The following is a 21125-nucleotide window of genomic DNA, read 5'->3' as shown; positions in this document are numbered from 1 at the left end:
GGAGTGCCCATTCATGGCAACCGTTAAAGTAGACAACGCCAATTTTCAGAGCGAAGTGCTCGAATCGACCGTACCGGTGGTTGTCGATTTCTGGGCCGAATGGTGCGGACCATGCAAGATGATTGCCCCCAGCCTTGAGGAAATCTCCAACGAGATGGAAGGCAAGATCAAGGTCGTCAAGCTCAACATCGACGAAAATCCGGAGCTTGCATCGCAATTCGGCGTGCGTTCGATCCCGACGCTGGCGATGTTCAAGGGTGGCGCAGTGGCCGACATCAAGGTTGGCGCCTCGCCGAAGAGCGCTCTGGCCAGCTGGATTTCGGGCGCTGCCTGAACTCAAAGTATCAGCATGACAAAACCCGTCCGGGCAACCGGGCGGGTTTTTTGCTGCGCAAATAGGACCGGGTTCGGCTCAGATTGGCGCTGTGCCGTTGAGCTTGAGGACGTCACCCAACAGATAGAGCGACCCGCCAATCAGAATCCGCGGTGGCCGTTCGTTTTGATTCCAGTTGCTGCAAACAGCGGCAATTGCTGTTTCGACATTTGGGACTGATTCAGCCGTCAGCCCGGCCTCGCCGGCGGCCTTGGCCAGCAATTCGGGGTCAATTCCGGCTTCCGAAGCCGGGACAGGAACGGTGTAGACATGCCGGGCCATGCCAGCAAAGGCTTCGAAATAGCCCACTGGATCCTTGGTGTTGATCATCCCGGAGATCAGGAACAATGGCCGCGACTCGCGGTCGTTGAGATTGGCCATGGCTTCGGCGATCACCAGTCCCGCGCCGGGATTGTGACCGCCATCGATCCACAGTTCTGCGCCTTCCATGGCGAAGTCCGCAAGCCGTCCTTCAGCGAGACGTTCCAGCCGCCCGGGCCAATAGACATTGACCAGTCCTTTGGCGATGGCCGCTTCATCAAGCTTGAATCCGGCGGCTTTAAGCGCCCGAATTGCCGCCGCCGCATTGGCCTGCTGATGCCGGCCGGCGAGCTTCGGCAACGGCAGATCAATCAGCTCATCTTCATCCTGATAGGCCAATCGCCCGTTTTCCTGGGTGGCGAAGAAGTCCTGTCCATAGACACTGACCGGACATCTGAGCCTTTCAGCGATACCGATGACAACGTCGCGGGCGGTATCTTCGGTTTGCGCGCCGATCACCACCGGTGATCGCTGTTTGATGATGCCGGCCTTTTCCATGGCAATCAATTCGACGCGGTCGCCGAGATAGGCCTGATGATCGAGCGAGATCGACATGATAACCGACACCGCCGGATGAGCAATCACATTGGTCGCGTCAAAGCGGCCGCCAAGGCCGACCTCGATCAGTGCAGCGTCAGCGGGGTGCTCGGAAAACAGCACGAACATCACCGCAGTCAGGATTTCGAACACGGTGATCATCTCGCCCTGATTGGCGTCCGCTACCCGCCGCACCGCATCGGCCAGCACCTCGTCATCGACCAGATGACCGCCGCCTTCCGCGCCGATGCGGAAGCGTTCGTGCCAATTGACCAGATGCGGAGAAGTATGGACATGGACCTTGAGTCCCTGCGCCTCGAGAATGGCACGGCAGAAGGCACTGGTTGAACCCTTGCCGTTGGTGCCGGCAATATGGATCACCGGCGGCAATTTCTGATGCGGATTTCCAAGACGCTCAAGCAGCTGTGTAATCCGCCCCAGCGAAAGGTCAAAGCCCTTCGGATGCAGCGCCATCAGCGCGTCGATTTCCCGTTCGGCAGCCGACACGACCGCTCCTCCCGCTGGTTGCGGCTCTCGTTGAAAACCTATTCCGCGGCCTCGGCCGGTACGGGCTCAGCAAGTTCAACAGGCGCAGGAAGTGCTGCTGGTGCCGGCGCATCCATCTTGAGGAAAATCCTCAGCAAGCGCGCAACCGTCGCCGGAATGTCGTGGCGGTGCACCACCATGTCGATCATGCCGTGATCGAGCAGATATTCTGATGTCTGGAAGCCTTCTGGGAGTTTCTCCCGGATGGTCTGCTCGATCACCCGTTTGCCGGCAAAGCAGATTTCGGCACCGGGTTCGGCCAGATGCACGTCGCCGAGCATGGCATAGGAGGCGGAGACGCCGCCGGTGGTCGGATTGGTCAGCACCACGATGTAGGGCAGGCCGGCTTCCTTGAGCATTTCAACCGCTACGGTGGTGCGCGGCAATTGCATCAGCGACAGGATGCCTTCCTGCATGCGGGCGCCGCCAGACGCAGGAAACATCACCAGCGGGCAATTGCGGGCGATCGCGGCTTCGAAGGCCTGGATGATGGCTTCGCCGGCGGCGATGCCGAGAGAACCACCCATGAACGAAAAATCATGCACGCAGGCAACAATTTCGACGCCTTGCACCGCGCCATGGGCTGCGACGATCGAATCTTCGAGGCCGGTCTTGGTCCGGTTTTCCCGCAGCCGATCGCTGTATTTTTTTGAATCGCGGAATTTGAGCGGATCCTGCGGCACTTTTGGTGAAGGCAGGAGTTCGTATTTCCCCTCGTCAAACATGTGCTTGAGCCGTGCTTCGGCTGTCATTTTCATGTGGTAGCCGGAGGCAGGGATGACGAAATGGTTTTCTTCCAGATCGCTATGGAACACCATTTCCCCGGTTTCGGGGCACTTGATCCAGAGATTCTCCGGCACCTCGCGGCGGCCGAGCATCGAATTGATCTTTGGCCTGACGTAGTTGGTAATCCAGTTCAAGGCGTTATCTCCGGTTCGTCACCCAATGTGGGGCTGTTATTGCGTCGGTGCAAGACGTGCGGCGCGCACGCCGGTGGCAAGACCGCGCACCATGGTGACGACACTCTCGACCGTGTCGGTGGTTGCCGCATTCTTGGCATCAAGCGTATTGGCGATCTGGTTGACGATCGCGGTGCCAACCACCACGCCGTCCGCCGACTGTCCGATGGCTCGCGCCTGTTCGGCGGTCTTGACGCCAAAACCGACGCAGACCGGCAAATTTGTGTGGCTCTTTATCCGGTCGACAGCCTCATTGACCTTTGATGTGTCGGCAATGGCTGAGCCGGTGATGCCGTTCATCGACACGTAATAGACAAAGCCCGAAGTATTGCTCAACACCCGCGGCAGCCGCTTGTCGTCGGTGGTCGGCGTTGCCAGGCGGATGAAATTCAGCCCGGCTTTCAGCGCAGGCAGGCACAATTCCTCATCCATCTCCGGCGGCAGATCAACCACGATCAGCCCGTCGATTCCGGCCTCTATGGCATCCACCAGAAACCGGTCGACACCATAGATGTAGATCGGGTTGTAATAGCCCATCAGCACGATCGGTGTCTCATTGTCTCCCTTGCGGAAGTCAGCAGCCAGCGCCAGCGTCTTCTTGAGCGTCTGGCCGCCTTTCAGCGCCCGCTGTCCGGCCATCTGGATCGCCGGACCGTCGGCCATCGGATCGGAGAACGGCATGCCAAGTTCGATCACGTCGGAGCCGGCGCCCGGTAGTGCCTGCATGATCTTCAGCGAGGTGTCGTAGTCGGGATCACCGCCCATGAAATAGGTCACCAGCGCCGGCCGGCCTTCGGCCTTGAGTTTTTCAAAACGGGTATCGATGCGAGTGGTCATGATCAAAGCTCCACGCCGAGAATCTTGCCGACAGTAAAGATGTCCTTGTCGCCGCGGCCACACAGGTTCATCACGATGATCTGATCCTTGCCCATTTTCGGCGCACGCTTGATCACTTCGGCCAGCGCGTGGCTTGGTTCCAGCGCGGGAATAATGCCTTCGAGCTTGGTCAGCAGCTGGAAAGCTTCCAGTGCTTCCGTATCCATGATCGGTACATACTCGACCCGGCCCGATTCCTTCAGCCATGAATGCTCAGGTCCGATGCCGGGATAGTCGAGGCCGGCCGAGATCGAATGGCCTTCCTTGATCTGTCCGTCGCCGTCCTGCAGCAGATAGGTGCGGTTGCCGTGCAGCACGCCGGGCGAACCGGCGGTCAACGAGGCGCAGTGCTCTTCGCCTTCAAGGCCCTTGCCACCGGCTTCGACGCCGACAATCTGCACGTCCTTGTCATCCAGGAACGGATGGAACAGCCCGATGGCGTTGGAGCCACCGCCGACCGCTGCGACCAGCATGTCCGGCAAGCGGCCTTCGGCTGCCATAATTTGCTCGCGGGTTTCCTCGCCGATCACCGACTGGAAGGTGCGAACCATCTCCGGATAAGGATGCGGCCCTGCCGCTGTGCCGATCAGGTAATAGGTATCGTCGACATTGGTGACCCAATCCCGCAGCGCCTCGTTCATCGCGTCTTTCAGCGTGCCGTGACCGGAAGAGACCGGGTGCACCTGTGCGCCAAGCAGTTTCATGCGGAACACGTTCGGCGCTTGCCGCTGAACGTCCGTGGCGCCCATATAGACTTCGCACGGATAACCAAAGCGTGCCGCAACAGTGGCCGAAGCAACGCCATGCTGGCCAGCGCCGGTCTCGGCGATGATCCGGGTCTTGCCCATGCGCTTTGCCAGCAGAATCTGGCCGATGCAATTGTTGATCTTGTGCGAACCGGTGTGGTTGAGCTCGTCACGCTTGAAATAGACCTTGGCGCCGCCCAGATGCTCGGTCAGCCGTTCGGCGAAATAGAGCGGCGATGGCCGCCCGACATAATGGGCGTTGAGATGGTCGAGTTCAGCGCGGAAGGCCGGATCAGCTTTCGCCTTGGTCCATTCCTCTTCCAGCTCAAGGATAAGCGGCATCAGCGTTTCGGCAACGAAACGGCCACCGAAAATACCGAACATGCCCTGCTCGTCGGGGCCGGTACGGAATGAGTTTGGGGTACTTGTCTGGTTCAAATCATCTACTCCTGGGGCCGTCCCTTGTCTGCGTCACGAACCGCGCGGATGAAGCTGTCCATCATCTCGAGGCTTTTTACACCTGGCGCGCTTTCAACGCCGGATGATACATCAATACCGGTTGCGTGGCTGATGCCGAGCGCCTCGCCGATATTGTCTTTCGTCAATCCACCGGAAAGCATGTAATTGGCGGCCCCGTCAAGCGTGGCAAGGAGTCGCCAGTCGAAACTGACCCCATTGCCGCCCGGCAGATCCGAGCCTTTCGGCGCCTTGGCATCAAACAGAAACCGGTCTGCAATACCCTTGTAAGGCCCAATCTTGTCAAAATCAGCGGCCTCGCGGATTGCAAAGGCCTTCATCACCGGCAATCCATAGCGGGTCTTGAGTTCTGCGGTCCGTTCCGGGCTTTCGCCGCCATGCAGTTGCAGCCAGTCCGGTTTGACCATTGCCACGATCTCGTCGAGACCGGCATCGTCCATATCAACCGTCACCGCCACGGTTTTCAGACCGCGCGTCAGGGCGCGCTCAGCCAGCGTGCTGGCAGCCTCGACGCTGACGTGGCGCGGGCTCTTTGGAAAAAAGATGAACCCGGCCATATCCGCGTTCAGATCGGCCGCGCGATCCACCGCTTCAGGCGTGCTCAGGCCACAAATCTTGATCTGTATCGTCATGCCGGCTGAAGTCGCATGAATCCGCCCGAGAGTCGAGATATGGATGCGCCATCAATCGTCCGGATCGGCGCAGTACCGCCTTTGCCGGACGCTCAGAAGGTGACGGCGAACAGCCGCGAGCCGTTCTGCTTGAGCCAGCGCTTGGCTTCCTTGGTGCGCGGGCACAGCTCAAGGCAGGTGGCCCAGAAATCGGGCCCATGGTTCATTTCCTTCAGATGCGCCACTTCATGGGCAGCGAGGTAGTCAATGACGAAATCTGGCGCCATGGCGATGCGCCAGGAAAAGGCCAGGTTGCCCTGTGATGTGCACGATCCCCAGCGGCTCTTGGTATCCTTGTAGGCGATCGCCCGCACCGGCTTGCCCAGCGTTGCCGCATGCATCCGCACCGCGGCGTCAAGTTCGCGACGCGCCACCCGCTTGAGATGATCCGACACCCGCCTGCCGACATGCTCTTCTGCGCCGGACACCCTGAGCGTCGGCACGCCGTCAATTTCGGTCTCTTCGGCCAGTCCGCGCAGCTTGCCGGTCATCTCGATCCGGTGATCGACGCCGCGGATGGCGATGGTCTTGTCCTGGGTCAGCGGGCCGGCTTCGGTGACGCGGGCCAGCCGGGTCATCAGCCAGCCATGGTGGCGGGTGAGAAATTCATCGACGTCCCGGTCGGGAAGGCCCCGTGGCACGGTCAGCTTCAGCGCCTGGCCACCCGGCTCGATCCGCAGTGTCATCCGCGTTGCCCGGGCATTCTCGCGGACAGTCAGCGGCAACTCGCGGCCATTGACGGTGATAGCCGCCAGCCGTGCGGTGGTCTTCCTGGGGGACGTGCGGCCAAATCCGAACATGGCAGTGGTTTTATCCGATTCGCCGGGGCTGTAAGCCTGAAAATGCGTGCTGCCTGCAAAACCCGGGATTAGGGCAATAAAAAGCGGCGCCCTGAACAGGACGCCGCCGGTACTCGCGGGTTTTGGCAATCAGCCGTCGATTTCAGGCACCGAGCGGCCTTTCTTGGCCTTGCTCTGGCTGGCCTGGCGGTCGGCCATGAACTGCTCGAATTCTGTGCGGTCGCGGGCCATGCGCAGGTCGCGCATATGCTGGTCGAATTCGCTGCGCATCTCGTCAAGCTTCTTGCGTTCTTCATCAAGCCGCGACAATTCAGTGTCGCGCCAGTCGTCAAAGGCTGCGTTGCCGCTGCTGGCGCGCATGCCGTTGCCGCTTTTCTTGCGGAACGCGCCGGTGAAATCATCGGTAGCGCGGTTCACGTCTGCCTTGAACGCTTCGAGCCTGTCACCCCAGATGATATAAGCGAGCATGGCAAGGCCGAGCGGCCAGAAAACCATGAAGCCCAAAACCATCAGGGCGATGGTCGCCGGTGTCCATGCGGGACGGATCAATGCGGTCTGTGTCATCAGGTAAAACCTAATCAGGTGAAGGGAAGCCGGAATCGTTCCCTAGTGTATTTGATGTGGTATGAATCGCCTGCCTATTCAAGAAATTGACCGCAAAAATCCGATATTCTACTGTTTTAACAGAGAAATTTCGAACGCCTAAAATGCCGCTAAATTTCCGTGTCAGCTGCTGCGGCCACCCTTGATCACCTTCGGCGCGGTCTTTTTTCCGCGATTTTCCTGGGCATGAGTGCGGGCAAAATCCAGGATCCGCGGTGCGATTTCGGCGCGGAATCGCGAGCCGTTGAAGACGCCGTAATGGCCGACATCGGGCTGCACATAATGGTGACGCATGTCATCGGGAATATTGGGGCAGATGGTCTGCGCCGCTTCGGTCTGGCCAGCACCCGAAATATCGTCGTTTTCACCTTCGACGGTCAACAGCGCCACATTCCGAATGGCCTTGGTATCGATCTTGCGGCCGCGATACATCATTTCGCCCTTGGGCAGCGAATGCTTGATGAACACCGTGTCGACGGTCTGCAGGTAGAATTCGGCTGTCATATCCATGACCGCCAGATATTCGTCGTAGAAGTCGCGATGCCGTTCGGCAGAATCGCCATCATTCTTGACCAGATGCTGGTAGAAATCCTTCTGCGCGATCATGTGCCGGTCGAGGTTCATGGTCATGAAACCGGACAATTGCAGAAAACCCGGATAGACTTGGCGGGAGAATCCCGGCAATGGCCAGGGCACTTGCATGGTGACGTTTTCTTCGAACCACTCGATCGGCTTGGCCTGGGCCAGCTCGTTGACGCCGGTCGGGCTGATGCGGGTGTCGATCGGGCCGCCCATCAGCGTCATTGTCGAAGGCGCGAACGCATCGCCGTCTTCTTCCATCAATGCGACGGCAGCCAGCACCGGCACGGCCGGTTGGCAGACGGCCATCACATGGGTGTCCGGTCCAAGCGCGTGCAACATCGAGATCACGTAGTCGATGTAATCATCAAGATCGAACTTGCCGTCGGTGACAGGCACCATGCGGGCATCGGTCCAGTCGGTGACGTAGACTTCGGCATTGGGCAGCAAGGTCTCGACCGTGCCGCGCAGCAGCGTCGCGTAATGACCCGACATCGGCGCCACCACCAGAATCTTGGGGTCAGGCCGATGGTTTGCAGGCAGGCTGCGCTCGAAATGAATCAGATTGCAGAATGGCCGCGACCAGACGGTCTTTTCATGCACGGAGACTGTTCCGGAATCGAGCTTTGTCTCATCCAGCCCGAAAGCAGGCTTGCCATAGCGCCGCGTGGTGCGTTCGAACAGCTCGAAGCCGGCGCCCATGGCGCGGCCAATTGGTGTGTGCGAAATCGGATTGATCGGATTGCGGAACGTCAACCGCATGGCATCGGCATAGGCTCGCATCGGCGCTATTGCGGCATGATTGAACTCATACATCTGGTAGAACATGGAAAATAGCCCTTTTCCGGCAGATCGACTGCCCCGTTCCCGCCATCATGCACGTCATATCCTTACCGGAGTCTGACTTGTCGCAGCGCGCAAACAGTCCGGAAACCTATCACGGATTTGTTGCGTTGCAACAACAAGACCGCGCAAAACCGCCTTTTTGCGACCATCGGCTAAGGCAAACGGGCTTATTGCCGTCGCAATCCGCCAATTGGGGCAAGGTCTGAGTGGTTACTTTTCGGTGCGCGCCAGCCGAACGCCGGAGACTCGCCCCGGCATCCGCTGATTCTTGTCGCCGGCAGATTGCTCACGCAGCGTGGCTGAGACCGGACCTATCAAACCCCAGTTCGGCAAGCGCTTTCGCGACAGCAATGTCCGGTGCGGTCTGCGCAAAGGGACCAATGGCAACAGCAAGCTTGTCGCCGGACAACCGGTGCGGGGTGAACCAGAGATAGGACATCTCCGAGATTTCGCGCCACATCGGCACAACCAGCCCACCGGCGCGCAACAGCAGCCATGGCATGCCGGCTTGTTTCAAGGATTTGCCACCGAGTGCCTGTTCAACCAGCCGTTTCATCTCGGTGCCGCTCAGCGTGTGTCCCTCGAATGTGTAATGCTCATATCCGGATGAGCCGCATCCCTTGTCGGCAAGCTTGACGAAGGCCTGCGCCAGATCCGGCAGATAGGCCCAGGCATGGTCAATGTCCATTGCACCCGGCCAGGTGAACGCACCCTTGTCGAGCTTGGCGGTGATCGCCAGATCGAACCAGGAGCCGCGTCCGTCGCCGCCGTAAAAATCGCCGGCCCTAAGTATGATTGTCTTGACCCCATTCTTGGCTGCATCCTTGAAAGCCTGTTCCATGGCATTGCGGATTTTACCCTTGCCGGTATCACCCGGCATCGCAGTGGTCTCGTCGGCGAGATCGGGAATGCTCCTGCCATAATTGTAGACATTGCCAGGCAGCAGATGCAGCGCCCCGGTGGCCTTGGCAGCGGCGATGACATTGGCGGTGAACACCGGCACCTTGTCCGCCCATTCGGTGTAGATCGGGTTGAGCCCGTTGAAGATCACATCAGCACCCTGACAGGCGCTGATCAAAGCGGCCTTGTCCATGGCGTCGGCGGCGCGACAGTCAGCTTGAGCGACCCCTTCGGGCGCTTTGCCGTCACGGGTAATGGCGATGACCTGCCAGTTCTGTGCCAGAAAGGCGCGTGCCACCATGCGGCTCAATCTGCCGCGTGCTCCGAGAATTGCGATGGTTTTCATGTTCGTCTCCTGTTGTGATTGGATGAGACCATTTTTGATCATTCATATTGGTTTGAACATTGCCCAATAATGTTGGATGATCATGCATATATGAATGACAATGGAGGGCACCATGGACTGGAACCTGCTGCGCAGCTTTCTGGCAGTGGCTGAAACCGGAAGCCTGACGGCGGCTGCAGTGAAGCTTGGCATGAGCCAGCCCTCGATCGGTCGCCACATCGGTGAATTGGAACGGCAGCTCGACACACCGCTTTTCCGGCGCGGCCCGCGCGGCCAGCAACTCAGCGAGCGCGGGTTGGACCTGATGGCCGAGGTGGCCCGGATGGGGGAGGCTGCAGACGCTGTTTCCCGCATTGCCTTCGGGCAATCCGAAAGTCTCGCCGGCACGGTGAGAATTACTGCCAGCGAAATCATCGGTGCTCTGGTGCTGCCGGCCATGGTCACTGAACTGAGACTGCAGGAACCGTCCATCGAGATCGAAATTGTCGCGTCCAACAGTGTTGGCAATTTGCTGCGGCGCGACGCCGACATCGCCATTCGGATGGTCAAGCCGCACCAGCTTGATCTGCTGATTCGTCACATCGCCGATATTCCACTGGTGCCCTGCGCCAGTTCGTCCTATTTCGCCCGCGCAGGCAAACCTGAGCGGCTCGAGGACATGACCAGCCATGACCTGATTGGCTATGACCGCTCGGACGAGATCATCGACGGCTTTGCCAAAGCCGGCGTCACGCTCAGCCGCTCAGCCTTCAAGATCCGGTCGGACAGTCAACTGGTATTGTGGGAAGCAACGCGCGCTGGCGCAGGCATCCATTTCGCACAGGTTCCACTGGTGGCGATGAATCCAGACCTTGAGACCTGTCTCGAAGACATGCCATTGCCCCGGCTCGAGACCTATTTGACCCTGCATAGCGATGTGCGGCACAGCCCGCGGATCCGCTTTGTCGCGGATTATTTGTATCAAGCCATGCGGGACTTCGCTGCGCTGCGCTGAAATGTGAGCAGGATGGGCGATGAACAGGCGTGCGTTCGACATGCGGTTGCCCCTGACTGTCTCGAACAAGGATTGCCGTCACATCGCATCCGATTTCGCCCATTGTGCCGGTCAGATCACTGGCGGCAGCGGGTAAGGCAGTGGATGTCACCTTGCGCCGCAGCTTGTTTCCAGCAATAGGGTGAGGTCTAGGCCGGAAACGAGAAATGCAGGACTATCCGCGAGGAATCATCGAAATTGACATCATCCGCATGACCGCAGTTTTCGCACCAGAAACCGCAGGAGCCTATTGATGTTGCAACTGGTTCTCGATTTCGGCACCATTGTTCTGGCCGATCTGGTGCTTTCAGGCGACAACGCCCTGATCATCGGCATGGCTGCAGCGTCGTTGTCGCCGGAGTTGCGCAAGCGCGCCATCCTTTACGGCATCATCGTCGCTGCCGTGCTTCGGATCATCTTTGCGCTGGTTGCAACCAAGCTTCTCGGCGTGCCGGGCTTGCTGTTTTTGGGCGCGCTGCTGCTTTTCTGGGTGTGTTGGCGGCTCTATGGAGAAATCCGGGCCAATATTGACGAGGACGCCGTTCATGCGCTTGAAGCGGTCGACAACGGCGCAGAAGGCTGTAGCGGTCCATCGCACAAAACTCTTGTTCAGGCGCTGATATCTATCACCATCGCCGATTTGTCGATGTCGATCGACAATGTGCTGGCGGTTGCAGCCATTGCCGACGGCAACACCCAGATGTTGGTGTTCGGCCTGGGATTGGCCATTCTGCTGATGGCTTTCGCGGCAACGATGATCATGAAACTGCTGAGCCACTTCCCGGCGATTTCCTGGCTTGGTCTGGCGGTGCTGATCTATGTCGCCGGCGACATGATGTATCGCGGCATCATCGATCCCGATACGGGAATTCTGTCGATGCTGCACGCCGCCTCGCTCTAGGCGCCTCGGCGCGGCCTGACCGCAGAATTGATCCGGCCCGGCAGGCTTTGCCGTGACGCGCGGCCGTCTGCAAACTGATCTGGCGTCGTCAAACCGCGAAACTGGCACTAGAGCGGTTCGGGCCAGTTGTGGTTTCTAGCCTTCAACAAGGAGGAGTGTCCGATGCCAAAAATGACCACCGAGGAAGCTTTCGTGAAGGTTCTCCAGATGCACGGCATCGAGCATGCATTCGGCATCATCGGATCGGCCATGATGCCGGTGTCGGACCTGTTCCCCAAGGCCGGGATCACTTTCTGGGATTGCGCCCACGAAACCAATGCCGGGTTGATGTGCGACGGCTACATCCGCACCACCGGCAAGATGGCCATGGCCATTGCCCAGAACGGTCCCGGCGTCACCGGCTTCGTCACCCCGGTCAAGACCGCCTACTGGAACCACACGCCGATGCTGCTGATCACCCCGCAGGCGGCCAACAAGACCATCGGCCAGGGCGGTTTTCAGGAGATGGAGCAGATGCGGCTGTTTGCCGATTGCGTCTGCTACCAAGAAGAGGTCCGCGATGCGTCGCGCATTCCCGAAGTGCTCAACCGGGTGATCATGAAGGCCTGGCGTGGCTCGGCGCCGGCGCAGATGAACATTCCGCGCGATATGTGGACGCAGGTGATTGATGTCGATCTGCCGCAGATGGTCCGCTTCGAACGTCCTGCCGGCGGCGAGCAGGCCATTGCGCAAGCCGCCGGGCTTCTCTCGAAAGCCAAGTTTCCGGTCATCCTGTCGGGTGCCGGCGTGGTGCTCTCCGGCGCCATCCCGGATGTTGTCGAACTCGCCGACCGCCTCGATGCGCCGGTCTGCTCCAACTACCAGCACAATGACAGTTTCCCCGGATCGCACCCGCTGGCTGTCGGCCCGCTCGGCTACAATGGCTCAAAGGCCGCAATGGAACTGATCGCCAAGGCCGATGTGGTGCTGGCGCTCGGCACAAGGCTCAATCCGTTCTCGACCTTGCCCGGCTACGGTATCGATTACTGGCCGAAAGACGCCGACGTGATTCAGGTCGATATAAACGCCGACCGAATTGGCCTGACCAAGAAAGTCACCGTCGGCATCGAAGGGGATGCAACCAAAGTGGCGCGCGCTATCCTGGCCCAGCTTTCGGGTGATGCCGGCAATGCTGGCCGCGAGGACCGGCGCAATCTGGTGTCGCTGACCAAATCGCGCTGGGCGCAGGAACTGTCTTCGCTTGATCACGAGGAAGATGATCCCGGTACCGAGTGGAACGCGCAATCACGCAAGCGCGACGCCGACCTGATGTCACCCCGTCAGGCCTGGCGCGCCATTCAGGCAGCGCTGCCGAAAAACGCCATCATCTCGTCGGATATCGGCAATAACTGCGCCATCGGCAATGCCTATCCGAGTTTCGAAGAGGGCCGCAAATATCTCGCGCCCGGCTTGTTCGGGCCCTGCGGCTATGGCTTCCCGTCGATCCTCGGCGCCAAGATCGGTCAGCCCGATATCCCGGTCGTCGGTTTTTCCGGTGACGGCGCCTTCGGCATCTCGATGAACGAGATGACCGCCTGCGGCCGCGATGAATGGCCGCCGATCACCATGGTGATCTTCCGCAACTACCAATGGGGTGCGGAAAAGCGCAACACCACGCTCTGGTACGACAATAATTTCGTCGGCACCGAACTCGACCGCGACACCTCCTATGCCAGGATCGCGGAAGCCTGCGGCGCCCATGGCGTGGTGGTCAAGGATCAGCACGCGCTGACCGAGGAACTGGCCAAAGCGGTTGAGCGCCAGATGAAGAAGGGTGAGACCACGTTCATCGAAATCGTGCTCAATCAGGAGCTGGGCGAGCCCTTCCGCAGGGACGCCATGAAAAAGCCTGTCGTTGTTGCCGGCATCAGCCGCAACGACATGCGCCCGCAAAAAGGTGCTGCCTGACGGAACTGGCCGATAACGCAACCTGCCCCCCTTCGGCGAGTGGTTTCAACGCCCGCCGAAGGTCCGCAGGGTCTCGCCAATGATCTTGATTCCGGCCGATATCTTGGCGCTTTCGATCGACGAATAGGCAATGCGGAAATACCGCGCGCCGTCTTCCGGGCGCTCGAAGAACACATGCCCCGGCTCGATCAGCACACCGCGATTCTTGAGTGCAAAAGCAAGATCGCGTGCGTCGACGCCGTCGGGTGTCTTGAGCCAGAAACTTGATCCCCCTGACACATTCATACCGCCCGATTCGAGTCCGCACTGTTCGATGGCTTCCTGCATGATCTCCCGGCGTTTGCGGTAGATCTGACCCATCCGTGCCACCAGCGCATCGTAGTGCCCCAATGACAGGAAATTGGCCGCCGTTCGTTGCAGGTGCCCCGGCGGGTGCCGCAAAATCGCGGCGCGAAGGGCTCGGGCTTCACGGATGAACACTTCCGATCCGACGACATAACCAAGTCGCAAACCGGGAAACAGAGATTTGGAAAACGAGCCGACATAAATCACCCGGCCCTCCTCATCGAGTGATTTGAGCGCCGGTTCGGGTGGATTGAGAAACGACATCTCGAATTCGTAATCATCCTCGACGATGATGAAATCATGGCGGCTGGCGAGCTCGAGAAGCGCCCGCCGGCGTTCAAGCGGCATCGTCACATTGGTCGGGCAATGATGGCTTGGCGTGGTGAAAACAACATCGGTCTCAACTGGCAATGCATCAAGCACCATGCCGCAATCATCCACCGGCACCGAGGCAACGGTGCAACGGGCCAGATTGAGCGCCACCCGCAGGCCCGAATAGCCTGGATTCTCCATCGCTGCCGTGCGCCGTTGATTGAGCAGCACCTGAGCGCACAGCCACAATGCGTTTTGAGCACCCATGGTGATCAGGATTTGTTCCGGCTTTGCTTGGATACCACGCCGTGGCAGGGTGTTGAGCGCGATATATTTGACCAGTTCGGGATCATCCCGTTCAAAGCTGTCAGCCGTGACGGTCGAAAACTCCCGCTTTCCCAGCGCCTGTAACGCGCATTGCCGCCAGTTGCTGTGGTCGAAAATCCGGTCATCGGCCTGCCCGTAGATAAAGGGATAGGGGTAGCTCCTCCAGTCTATCGGTTTTTCCGGCAGGACCTGATCGGAAAACCGTTGTCCGATAGCTTTGCCCCAGTCGACACAATCGGTGAAGACGCCTTTTGGTGCCTCAAAGCGACTGCGTTGCGGTGCGGTCGGCGAAACATAATATCCCGAGCGCCCTTTTGCGATCAGGTAATCATCGGAAACCAGTTCGCTGTAGGCCAGCGTCACCGTGATTCGGCTGATTCCGAGATGAACAGCCAGTTTGCGGCTCGAAGGCAGCTTCGCCCCCTGAATGAAGCGTCCCGACAGAACGCCCTCGCTGATCATCCTCTGGATTTTCTGCTGCAGTGTTCCCTCGAATTTGGGATCGAGGAAAAATGTCTCTATCGGTATCGGCATTCAGGTGCCCCGCGGGCCCATGATGGCGCGCAAACGTCGCTCTGTCCCTAAAGCGTGTTCCGAAAAGTGGGAACCGGTTTTCGGAAAAAACACGCGCCAAAACAAAAACCTAAAGCACATTGCATGAATACGATTGAATGCAACGTGCTTTAGTGGATCCATGGGCCAAGTCGACCGGGAAGTCAGTAGCGGTCCATGCGATGCCATGGATGATTTTTTGAGCATATCGGCTGACATGGCATAGCGAAAGGGGCAGGACGGTGATTGTGTCCTGCCCCTTTCGCGTTGCGTTTAATGGGTTTGGCTCAGCCGAACACCTTGGTCAGCGCACGGTCGACGCTGTCAGTAATCTGATCGATGTCCTGTGCAGTGGCGATCAGCGCCGGGCTGAAGCAAAGGGTGTTGTTGAAGCCGGGTAGCGAGCGGTTGGTTGCACCGATGATAACGCCTTGTGCCATGCAGTCGGCCACCACCGCCTGCATCCTTTTCTCGTCTACCGGATCCTTGGTTTTGCGGTCGCTGACCAGTTCAGCCCCGACAAACAGTCCCTTGCCGCGCACATCGCCGATCACCGCGTGTTTTTCCTGCAGCACCCGCAGATTGTCCAGTATCCTTTCACCCATCACCTGGGTGTTCTCGATGAGGTTTTCATCCTCGATGATCCGCATGTTTTCAAGTGCGGCTGCCGGACCTGCGGCGCATCCGCCAAAGGTCGAGATATCACGGAAATAGGACATCGGATCGGACGGGTCATCTTTGAATTGCTCGAACACCGCTTCCGTCGTCACCGTGCAGGAAATTGCCGCATAGCCGGATGCCACGCCCTTGGCCATGGTGACGAAATCCGGCTTGATGCCGTAATGCTGATAGCCGAACCAGGCCCCGGTGCGGCCGACGCCGCAGACCACTTCATCGATATGCAAAAGGATGTTGTACTTGGAACAGATCTCCTGCACCCGCTCCCAATAGCCCGGAGGTGGGGTAATCACACCGCCGCCCGCTGTAATCGGCTCAAGGCACAAGCCGCCGACGGTGTCGGGGCCTTCGCGCAGGATCACCTCTTCAATGGCATTTGCCGCAGCAAGACCATAACTTTCTGCGTCCGGATACTGGTTGCGGTACTCAAGGCAATGCGGCACCATGACAAATCCCGGAACCATCGGCCCGTATTGCTCCACCCGTTGCATCTGTCCACCGGCCGACAGCGCGCCAATTGTGGTGCCGTGGTAGTCGCGGTCGCGGTAAAGGATCTTGTATTTCTTGCCGCCGTGATGCCGGTGCGAAATCTGCCGGATCATCTTGAACGCCTTCTCGTTGGCCTCCGATCCGGAATTTGAATAATAGACCCGGCTCAAGCCCGGCATCTTCTCGATCAGCTGCTTGGCGAACATCGCGCCGGGGATCGATCCGGCGCTGTTGGCGAAATAGTTCATCTTGACCAGCTGATCGCGCACCGCATCGGCAATGCTTTCCCGGCCATAGCCGACATTGACCGTCCAGACGCCACCGGACACCCCGTCGAGATGCTCCTTGCCGGTCGCATCCCAGACCCGCATGCCGCGACCTTCAACCATGATGCGCGGATCAATGGTCTCAAACGGCTTGTGCTGGATCAGGTGATGCCAGACATGGGCGCGATCAGCTTCGATGACCGCCTGGATATCATTGGGTTGAATGGGCAAATTCATGAGCGCTCGCTCCCGGGAAGATGGTGATAGCCGATCCTTCGGCATCAAAATCATCGCCGAAGTCCCTGGCAAGAGAATAGGGCCAGTGGTGTTTAGCCATATAGCCAGAAAACGAAAATGAAACCCGTAAATTGAGCGCGTTTGCGCAAACAGCAACTGCGTCGTTGAACAATTTGGCTCTATGGCTTGGACTGCCGGTTTGACCTTGTTGGTGCAGCTTGCGTCTTGTCAATCGATCTATGCTCTGAAGCTACGCCAGCAAACGGGAAACGCCGCCGCTCCAGATTGGCGCGGCGGCGTTGTTTTACCTTTGAAATGACGTCTGGTCAGATATCCAGGTTTGCCACCGAAAGCGCATTTTCCTGAATGAACTCGCGCCGCGGCTCAACCTCGTCGCCCATAAGGCGCGAGAACAGGCTGTCGGCGTCCACCGCGTCATTGACCCGGACCTGCAGCAGTGAACGGGCATGCGGATCAAGCGTGGTTTCCCACAATTGCTCGGCGTTCATTTCGCCAAGGCCCTTGTAGCGTTGCAGGGTCAGACCCTTGCGGCCAACGGCGAAGACTGCCTGAAGCAGTTCACGCGGTCCCGAAACCAGAGTGCCGCCTTCCTTGCGCCGCAGCGTTGGCGGCTCGGTGTAGACATCGCGCAGCTTGGCGTTCATCTGGTCGATCATCCGCGCGTCCTGGCTGCCGATCAAGCCGGAGTCGAGATAGGCCGATTCCTTGACGCCGCGCACCACGCGTTCAAACCGGTAGCCATTCTCGCTGGTGACGCCGGTCCATCCGCGCTCCGATTCCTCGGAGATCATGTCAAGCCGTCGTGAGACTTCCGCAACCATTGCTTCCGAGGAAGCAGGATCGGTAATCCGCTCCAAATTGAACGCGCCGGCAATCGCCGCCTGTTCGACGACCGAATGATCATAACGTGAATGCAGGCCTTCCAGCAGCACCCGCATTCTCAGCGCATCGGTGATCGTATCCTTCAGATCGGCGCCGGTCCGCACTTCACCAGTCGACAATTCCAGTGTGGCTTCGTCGAGTCCGGTGGTGACCAGATACTCTTCCATCGCCTTCTCGTCCTTGAGATACTGGCCGGACTTGCCGCGCGAAACCTTGTAGAGCGGCGGCTGGGCGATATAGAGGTGCCCGCGCTCGATCAGTTCCGGCATCTGCCGGAAGAAGAAGGTCAAAAGCAGGGTCCGAATGTGGGCACCGTCGACGTCAGCATCCGTCATGATGATGATCTTGTGGTAGCGCAGCTTGTCGGCGTTGAACTCGTCCTTGCCGATGCCGGTCCCGAGCGCCATGATCAGCGTGCCGATTTCCTGGCTCGACAGCATCTTGTCGAACCGGGCCCGCTCGACATTGAGGATCTTGCCCCTGAGCGGAAGAATGGCCTGATTTTCACGCGACCGGCCCTGTTTGGCCGATCCGCCAGCGGAATCGCCCTCCACCAGGAACAATTCGGATTTGGCCGGATCTTTTTCCGAACAGTCAGCAAGCTTGCCGGGCAGTGAAGAAATGTCGAGCGCGCCTTTGCGTCGCGTCAATTCACGCGCCTTGCGGGCGGCTTCCCGCGCTGCAGCGGCTTCGATCACCTTGCCGACCAGGACTTTCGATTCTGCCGGGTGTTCCTCGAGCCAGGCACTCAGTGTCAGGTTGACCAGGTTTTCAACCGCCGGCCGGACTTCCGACGACACCAGCTTGTCCTTGGTTTGCGACGAGAATTTCGGATCGGGAACCTTGACCGACAAGACTGCGGTCAGTCCCTCGCGGCAATCATCGCCGGTGAGTGACACTTTTTCTTTTTTGGTCATGCCGGAGCTGTCGGCATAGGACACCATCTGCCGGGTCAGTGCCGCGCGGAAACCGGCCATATGGGTGCCGCCATCGCGCTGGGGAATGTTGTTGGTGAAGCACAGAACATTTTCGTGGTAGCTGTCGTTCCACCACATGGCGAGTTCGACAACGATACCGTCCTTTTCGCCCAGAAGGGTCACCGGATCGACGACCAGCGGCTTCTTGGAGCGGTCGAGATAGCGCACATATGCTTCCAGCCCGCCCTCGTAATACAATTCCAGTTCCACTACGTCGGAATGGCGCCGGTCAGCCAGCAGAATGCGCACGCCGGAATTCAGAAACGCCAGTTCCCGCAGCCGATGCTCAAGCGTACCGAAATCGAAATCGATCATCGTGAAGGTTTCGGTGCTTGGCATGAAGGTCAATTCGGTACCGGTCTCGTCGCCGCAATCGCCGATGACCTTCAAGGGTGCATCGGCAACGCCGTGCGTGAACCGGATTTCATGAATCTTGCCTTGGCGACGGACAACCAGCTTCAACCAGATCGAAAGCGCGTTGACCACGGAAACGCCGACGCCGTGCAAGCCGCCGGAGACCTTGTAGGAGTTCTGGTCGAATTTTCCGCCGGCATGCAGCTGCGTCATGATCACTTCGGCCGCCGAAATGCCTTCGCCCTTGTGGATATCGGTCGGAATTCCGCGGCCATTGTCGGTCACGGTCACCGATCCGTCCGGATTGAGCGCTACGGTGACGCGGTCCGCATGACCTGCAAGCGCTTCGTCGATGGCGTTGTCCACGACTTCATAGACCATGTGATGCAGGCCGGACCCGTCATCGGTGTCGCCGATATACATGCCTGGCCGTTTGCGTACAGCATCCAGGCCCTTGAGAACCTTGATCGATTCGGCGCCGTATTCGGCCTCCACGGTCGGGCTTGTCTCAGGCGTATCGTTCATTATGCAGGTCTTTCAGTCCAGAGCGGCGGTGCCGGGCGGAAAAGGTGGAAACTGCGGCAACGAATCACCGCGCATAGGAGGTTTCAGTATAGGCGGGCGGGTGATGAAAACCAAATCCGTGACGCCATGGAATTGTGGGTTTTGGAATGCATATATGGGGATGAACGTGCCGGAACCCAAAGAACGGAACCATGCAGCCGGAATCGAACGGCTGTGGTTTTGCAATTGGCCCCGGATCCGGAACCCAAAGGAAGCCGAATGACCAAGCCTCATACCCCGTTTGTACCGCCGGCGCCGGTTCCAAGAACAACCCCTCCGTCGCGCTTCCAGATCATTCGCACAGTCATGCGCAACCCGCTTGAGCTGTGGGGCGAGCCGTCCTTCCGGCTCGAGTGGATGAAAACCAAATTCTTCAATGAGCGCACGCTGATCGTCAATCATCCGGGGCTGGTGCGTCATGTGTTGGTCGACAATGCGAAAAATTACAAGATGGCGGTGATCCGTCAGTTGATCTTGCGCCCGATCCTGCGCGACGGCTTGCTGACAGCGGAAGGCGAGACCTGGCGTCGGTCGCGCAAGGCGATGGCGCCGGTGTTCACGCCGCGCCACGCCCAAGGATTTGCCGAGCAGATGCTGGAGCAGTCCCGTGCATTCACCGGTCGCTATGACATTGCGGCCGAAAAGGGCGAGGTGCGCGACATTGCTGTCGACATGACCGAGCTGACCTTCGACATCCTCTCTGCCACGCTGTTTTCAGGACAGGTGGCTGGCACCGAGACCGAATTCGCCGGCGATATCGAACGGCTGCTGTCCACCATGGGCCGGGTTGATCCGATGGACCTGCTCAAGGCCCCGTCCTGGGTTCCGCGCATCAGGCGTCTGTTCGGACGCCGCGTGCTGGCCAAATTTCGCAATATCGTCAAGCAGACCATGGCTGATCGTCAGCACCTGATAAAAACCGATCCCGATGCGGCGCCCGAAGATTTCCTGACACTGCTGATCCGGCTTCATGGTCCCGATGGTCTGACCCTCGACGAGATCGAGGACAACATCATCACCTTCATCGGCGCCGGCCATGAAACCACGGCGCGGGCGCTCGGCTGGACGCTCTATTGTCTGGCCAACTCGCCATCGGACCGCGAAAAGGTCGAAGCCGAGATCGACGAAGTGCTGGCGCGCGAACCTGATCCGGTCAAATGGCTCGATGCGATGCCGTGGACGCGGGCTGCCTTCGAGGAGGCGATGCGGCTCTACCCGCCCGCGCCGTCGATCAATCGTGCCGCCATTGCCGACGACAAATGGGACAACGGCAAGGGCGAGACCGTGACCATTGAAGCAGGCACCACCATTTTGGTGATGCCCTGGACCCTGCACCGCCACACCAAGCTGTGGGATCAGCCCGGCGCCTATATTCCATCACGCTTTCTTCCCGAGAACCGGGGCAAGATTGACCGTTACCAGTATCTGCCCTTTGGCGTCGGTCCGCGCATATGCATTGGTGCAACCTTCGCGCTGCAGGAGGCGGTGATTGCGCTGGGCGTGCTGATGTCGAAATATCGGTTTGATTGCGTAGCCGAGACCAAGCCCTGGCCGGTACAGAAACTCACCACCCAGCCAGAGGGTGGATTGCCGATGCGGGTCAGCCGCAGATAGGGTGCGGCGCGGCTGTAAATCCGTGCCATTCGCATCCCGCTTGCCC

At 59.1% G+C, this 21125-nt stretch carries 18 protein-coding genes; 5 read left to right on the top strand and 13 right to left on the bottom strand.

Annotated features, from left to right (window positions below):
- Positions 1-13 precede the first annotated feature (13 nt).
- Positions 14-334 (top strand): thioredoxin, encoded by a 321-nt coding sequence (gene trxA / locus IMCC20628_RS20670; protein ID WP_047031768.1) that lies wholly within the window; start codon positions 14-16, stop codon positions 332-334.
- A 78-nt stretch (positions 335-412) separates the two neighbouring features.
- Here the strand turns inward: trxA and IMCC20628_RS20665 are convergent, their stop codons facing one another.
- The 9 genes from IMCC20628_RS20665 to IMCC20628_RS20625 all read right to left on the bottom strand — a co-directional run bounded on the left by IMCC20628_RS20665 (position 413) and on the right by IMCC20628_RS20625 (position 9580).
- Positions 413-1705 (bottom strand): folylpolyglutamate synthase/dihydrofolate synthase family protein, encoded by a 1293-nt coding sequence (locus tag IMCC20628_RS20665; protein ID WP_047032831.1) that lies wholly within the window; start codon positions 1703-1705, stop codon positions 413-415.
- Positions 1706-1776: 71 nt separating this feature from the next.
- On the bottom strand, positions 1777-2697 hold the full coding sequence (gene accD / locus IMCC20628_RS20660) for an acetyl-CoA carboxylase, carboxyltransferase subunit beta (protein ID WP_047031767.1): 921 nt from the start codon (positions 2695-2697) through the stop codon (positions 1777-1779).
- A 36-nt stretch (positions 2698-2733) separates the two neighbouring features.
- Positions 2734-3573, bottom strand: a complete 840-nt coding sequence (gene trpA / locus IMCC20628_RS20655; protein WP_047031766.1) for a tryptophan synthase subunit alpha — start codon at positions 3571-3573, stop codon at positions 2734-2736.
- A gap of 2 nt (positions 3574-3575) precedes the next feature.
- On the bottom strand, positions 3576-4796 hold the full coding sequence (gene trpB, locus IMCC20628_RS20650) for a tryptophan synthase subunit beta (RefSeq protein WP_047031765.1): 1221 nt from the start codon (positions 4794-4796) through the stop codon (positions 3576-3578).
- 5 nt (positions 4797-4801) lie between these two features.
- The gene (locus IMCC20628_RS20645) at positions 4802-5467 is read right to left on the bottom strand and encodes a phosphoribosylanthranilate isomerase (RefSeq protein WP_047031764.1); all 666 of its coding nucleotides are present in this window, start codon (positions 5465-5467) and stop codon (positions 4802-4804) included.
- A gap of 92 nt (positions 5468-5559) precedes the next feature.
- A complete protein-coding gene (locus tag IMCC20628_RS20640) occupies positions 5560-6306 on the bottom strand; it encodes a M48 family metallopeptidase (protein ID WP_047032830.1) in 747 nt (248 codons plus the stop codon).
- Between the two features lie 129 nt (positions 6307-6435).
- Positions 6436-6870: a DUF2852 domain-containing protein gene (locus tag IMCC20628_RS20635; RefSeq protein ID WP_047031763.1), complete on the bottom strand. Its 435-nt coding sequence runs from the start codon at positions 6868-6870 to the stop codon at positions 6436-6438.
- A gap of 162 nt (positions 6871-7032) precedes the next feature.
- On the bottom strand, positions 7033-8316 hold the full coding sequence (locus IMCC20628_RS20630; protein WP_047031762.1) for a polyhydroxyalkanoate depolymerase: 1284 nt from the start codon (positions 8314-8316) through the stop codon (positions 7033-7035).
- 304 nt (positions 8317-8620) lie between these two features.
- Entirely contained in the window at positions 8621-9580 is a 960-nt protein-coding gene (locus IMCC20628_RS20625) for an NAD(P)H-binding protein (protein ID WP_047031761.1), read from the bottom strand.
- Between the two features lie 112 nt (positions 9581-9692).
- On the opposite strand from IMCC20628_RS20625, the gene IMCC20628_RS20620 reads away from it, so the two are divergent.
- From IMCC20628_RS20620 to xsc, 3 genes are all read left to right on the top strand, one after another.
- Positions 9693-10574, top strand: coding sequence for a LysR family transcriptional regulator (locus tag IMCC20628_RS20620; RefSeq protein ID WP_082128369.1), 882 nt, complete (start codon positions 9693-9695; stop codon positions 10572-10574).
- 292 nt (positions 10575-10866) lie between these two features.
- The gene (locus tag IMCC20628_RS20615) at positions 10867-11514 is read left to right on the top strand and encodes a YjbE family putative metal transport protein (RefSeq protein ID WP_047031759.1); all 648 of its coding nucleotides are present in this window, start codon (positions 10867-10869) and stop codon (positions 11512-11514) included.
- A 162-nt stretch (positions 11515-11676) separates the two neighbouring features.
- Positions 11677-13461, top strand: a complete 1785-nt coding sequence (gene xsc / locus IMCC20628_RS20610; RefSeq protein ID WP_156174599.1) for a sulfoacetaldehyde acetyltransferase — start codon at positions 11677-11679, stop codon at positions 13459-13461.
- 45 nt (positions 13462-13506) lie between these two features.
- Here xsc and IMCC20628_RS20605 read toward each other — a convergent pair whose 3' ends face one another.
- The 4 genes from IMCC20628_RS20605 to gyrB all read right to left on the bottom strand — a co-directional run bounded on the left by IMCC20628_RS20605 (position 13507) and on the right by gyrB (position 19426).
- The gene (locus tag IMCC20628_RS20605; protein WP_047031758.1) at positions 13507-14979 is read right to left on the bottom strand and encodes a PLP-dependent aminotransferase family protein; all 1473 of its coding nucleotides are present in this window, start codon (positions 14977-14979) and stop codon (positions 13507-13509) included.
- Between the two features lie 305 nt (positions 14980-15284).
- Positions 15285-16667, bottom strand: coding sequence for an aminotransferase class III-fold pyridoxal phosphate-dependent enzyme (locus IMCC20628_RS20600; protein WP_047031757.1), 1383 nt, complete (start codon positions 16665-16667; stop codon positions 15285-15287).
- Positions 16642-16899: a hypothetical protein gene (locus tag IMCC20628_RS25210; RefSeq protein ID WP_156174598.1), complete on the bottom strand. Its 258-nt coding sequence runs from the start codon at positions 16897-16899 to the stop codon at positions 16642-16644. Before IMCC20628_RS25210 ends, IMCC20628_RS20600 begins: the two co-directional genes overlap by 26 nt.
- 94 nt (positions 16900-16993) lie before the next feature.
- Entirely contained in the window at positions 16994-19426 is a 2433-nt protein-coding gene (gene gyrB / locus IMCC20628_RS20595; RefSeq protein WP_047031756.1) for a DNA topoisomerase (ATP-hydrolyzing) subunit B, read from the bottom strand.
- A 258-nt stretch (positions 19427-19684) separates the two neighbouring features.
- Here gyrB and IMCC20628_RS20590 point away from each other — a divergent pair, with 258 nt between their 5' ends.
- On the top strand, positions 19685-21079 hold the full coding sequence (locus IMCC20628_RS20590) for a cytochrome P450 (RefSeq protein ID WP_047031755.1): 1395 nt from the start codon (positions 19685-19687) through the stop codon (positions 21077-21079).
- The last annotated feature ends 46 nt before the right edge of the window (positions 21080-21125 follow it).

The sequence above is a fragment of the Hoeflea sp. IMCC20628 genome, from assembly GCF_001011155.1.
GTDB lineage: Bacteria > Pseudomonadota > Alphaproteobacteria > Rhizobiales > Rhizobiaceae > Hoeflea.
This window is presented reverse-complemented; position numbering and strand designations above follow the sequence as displayed.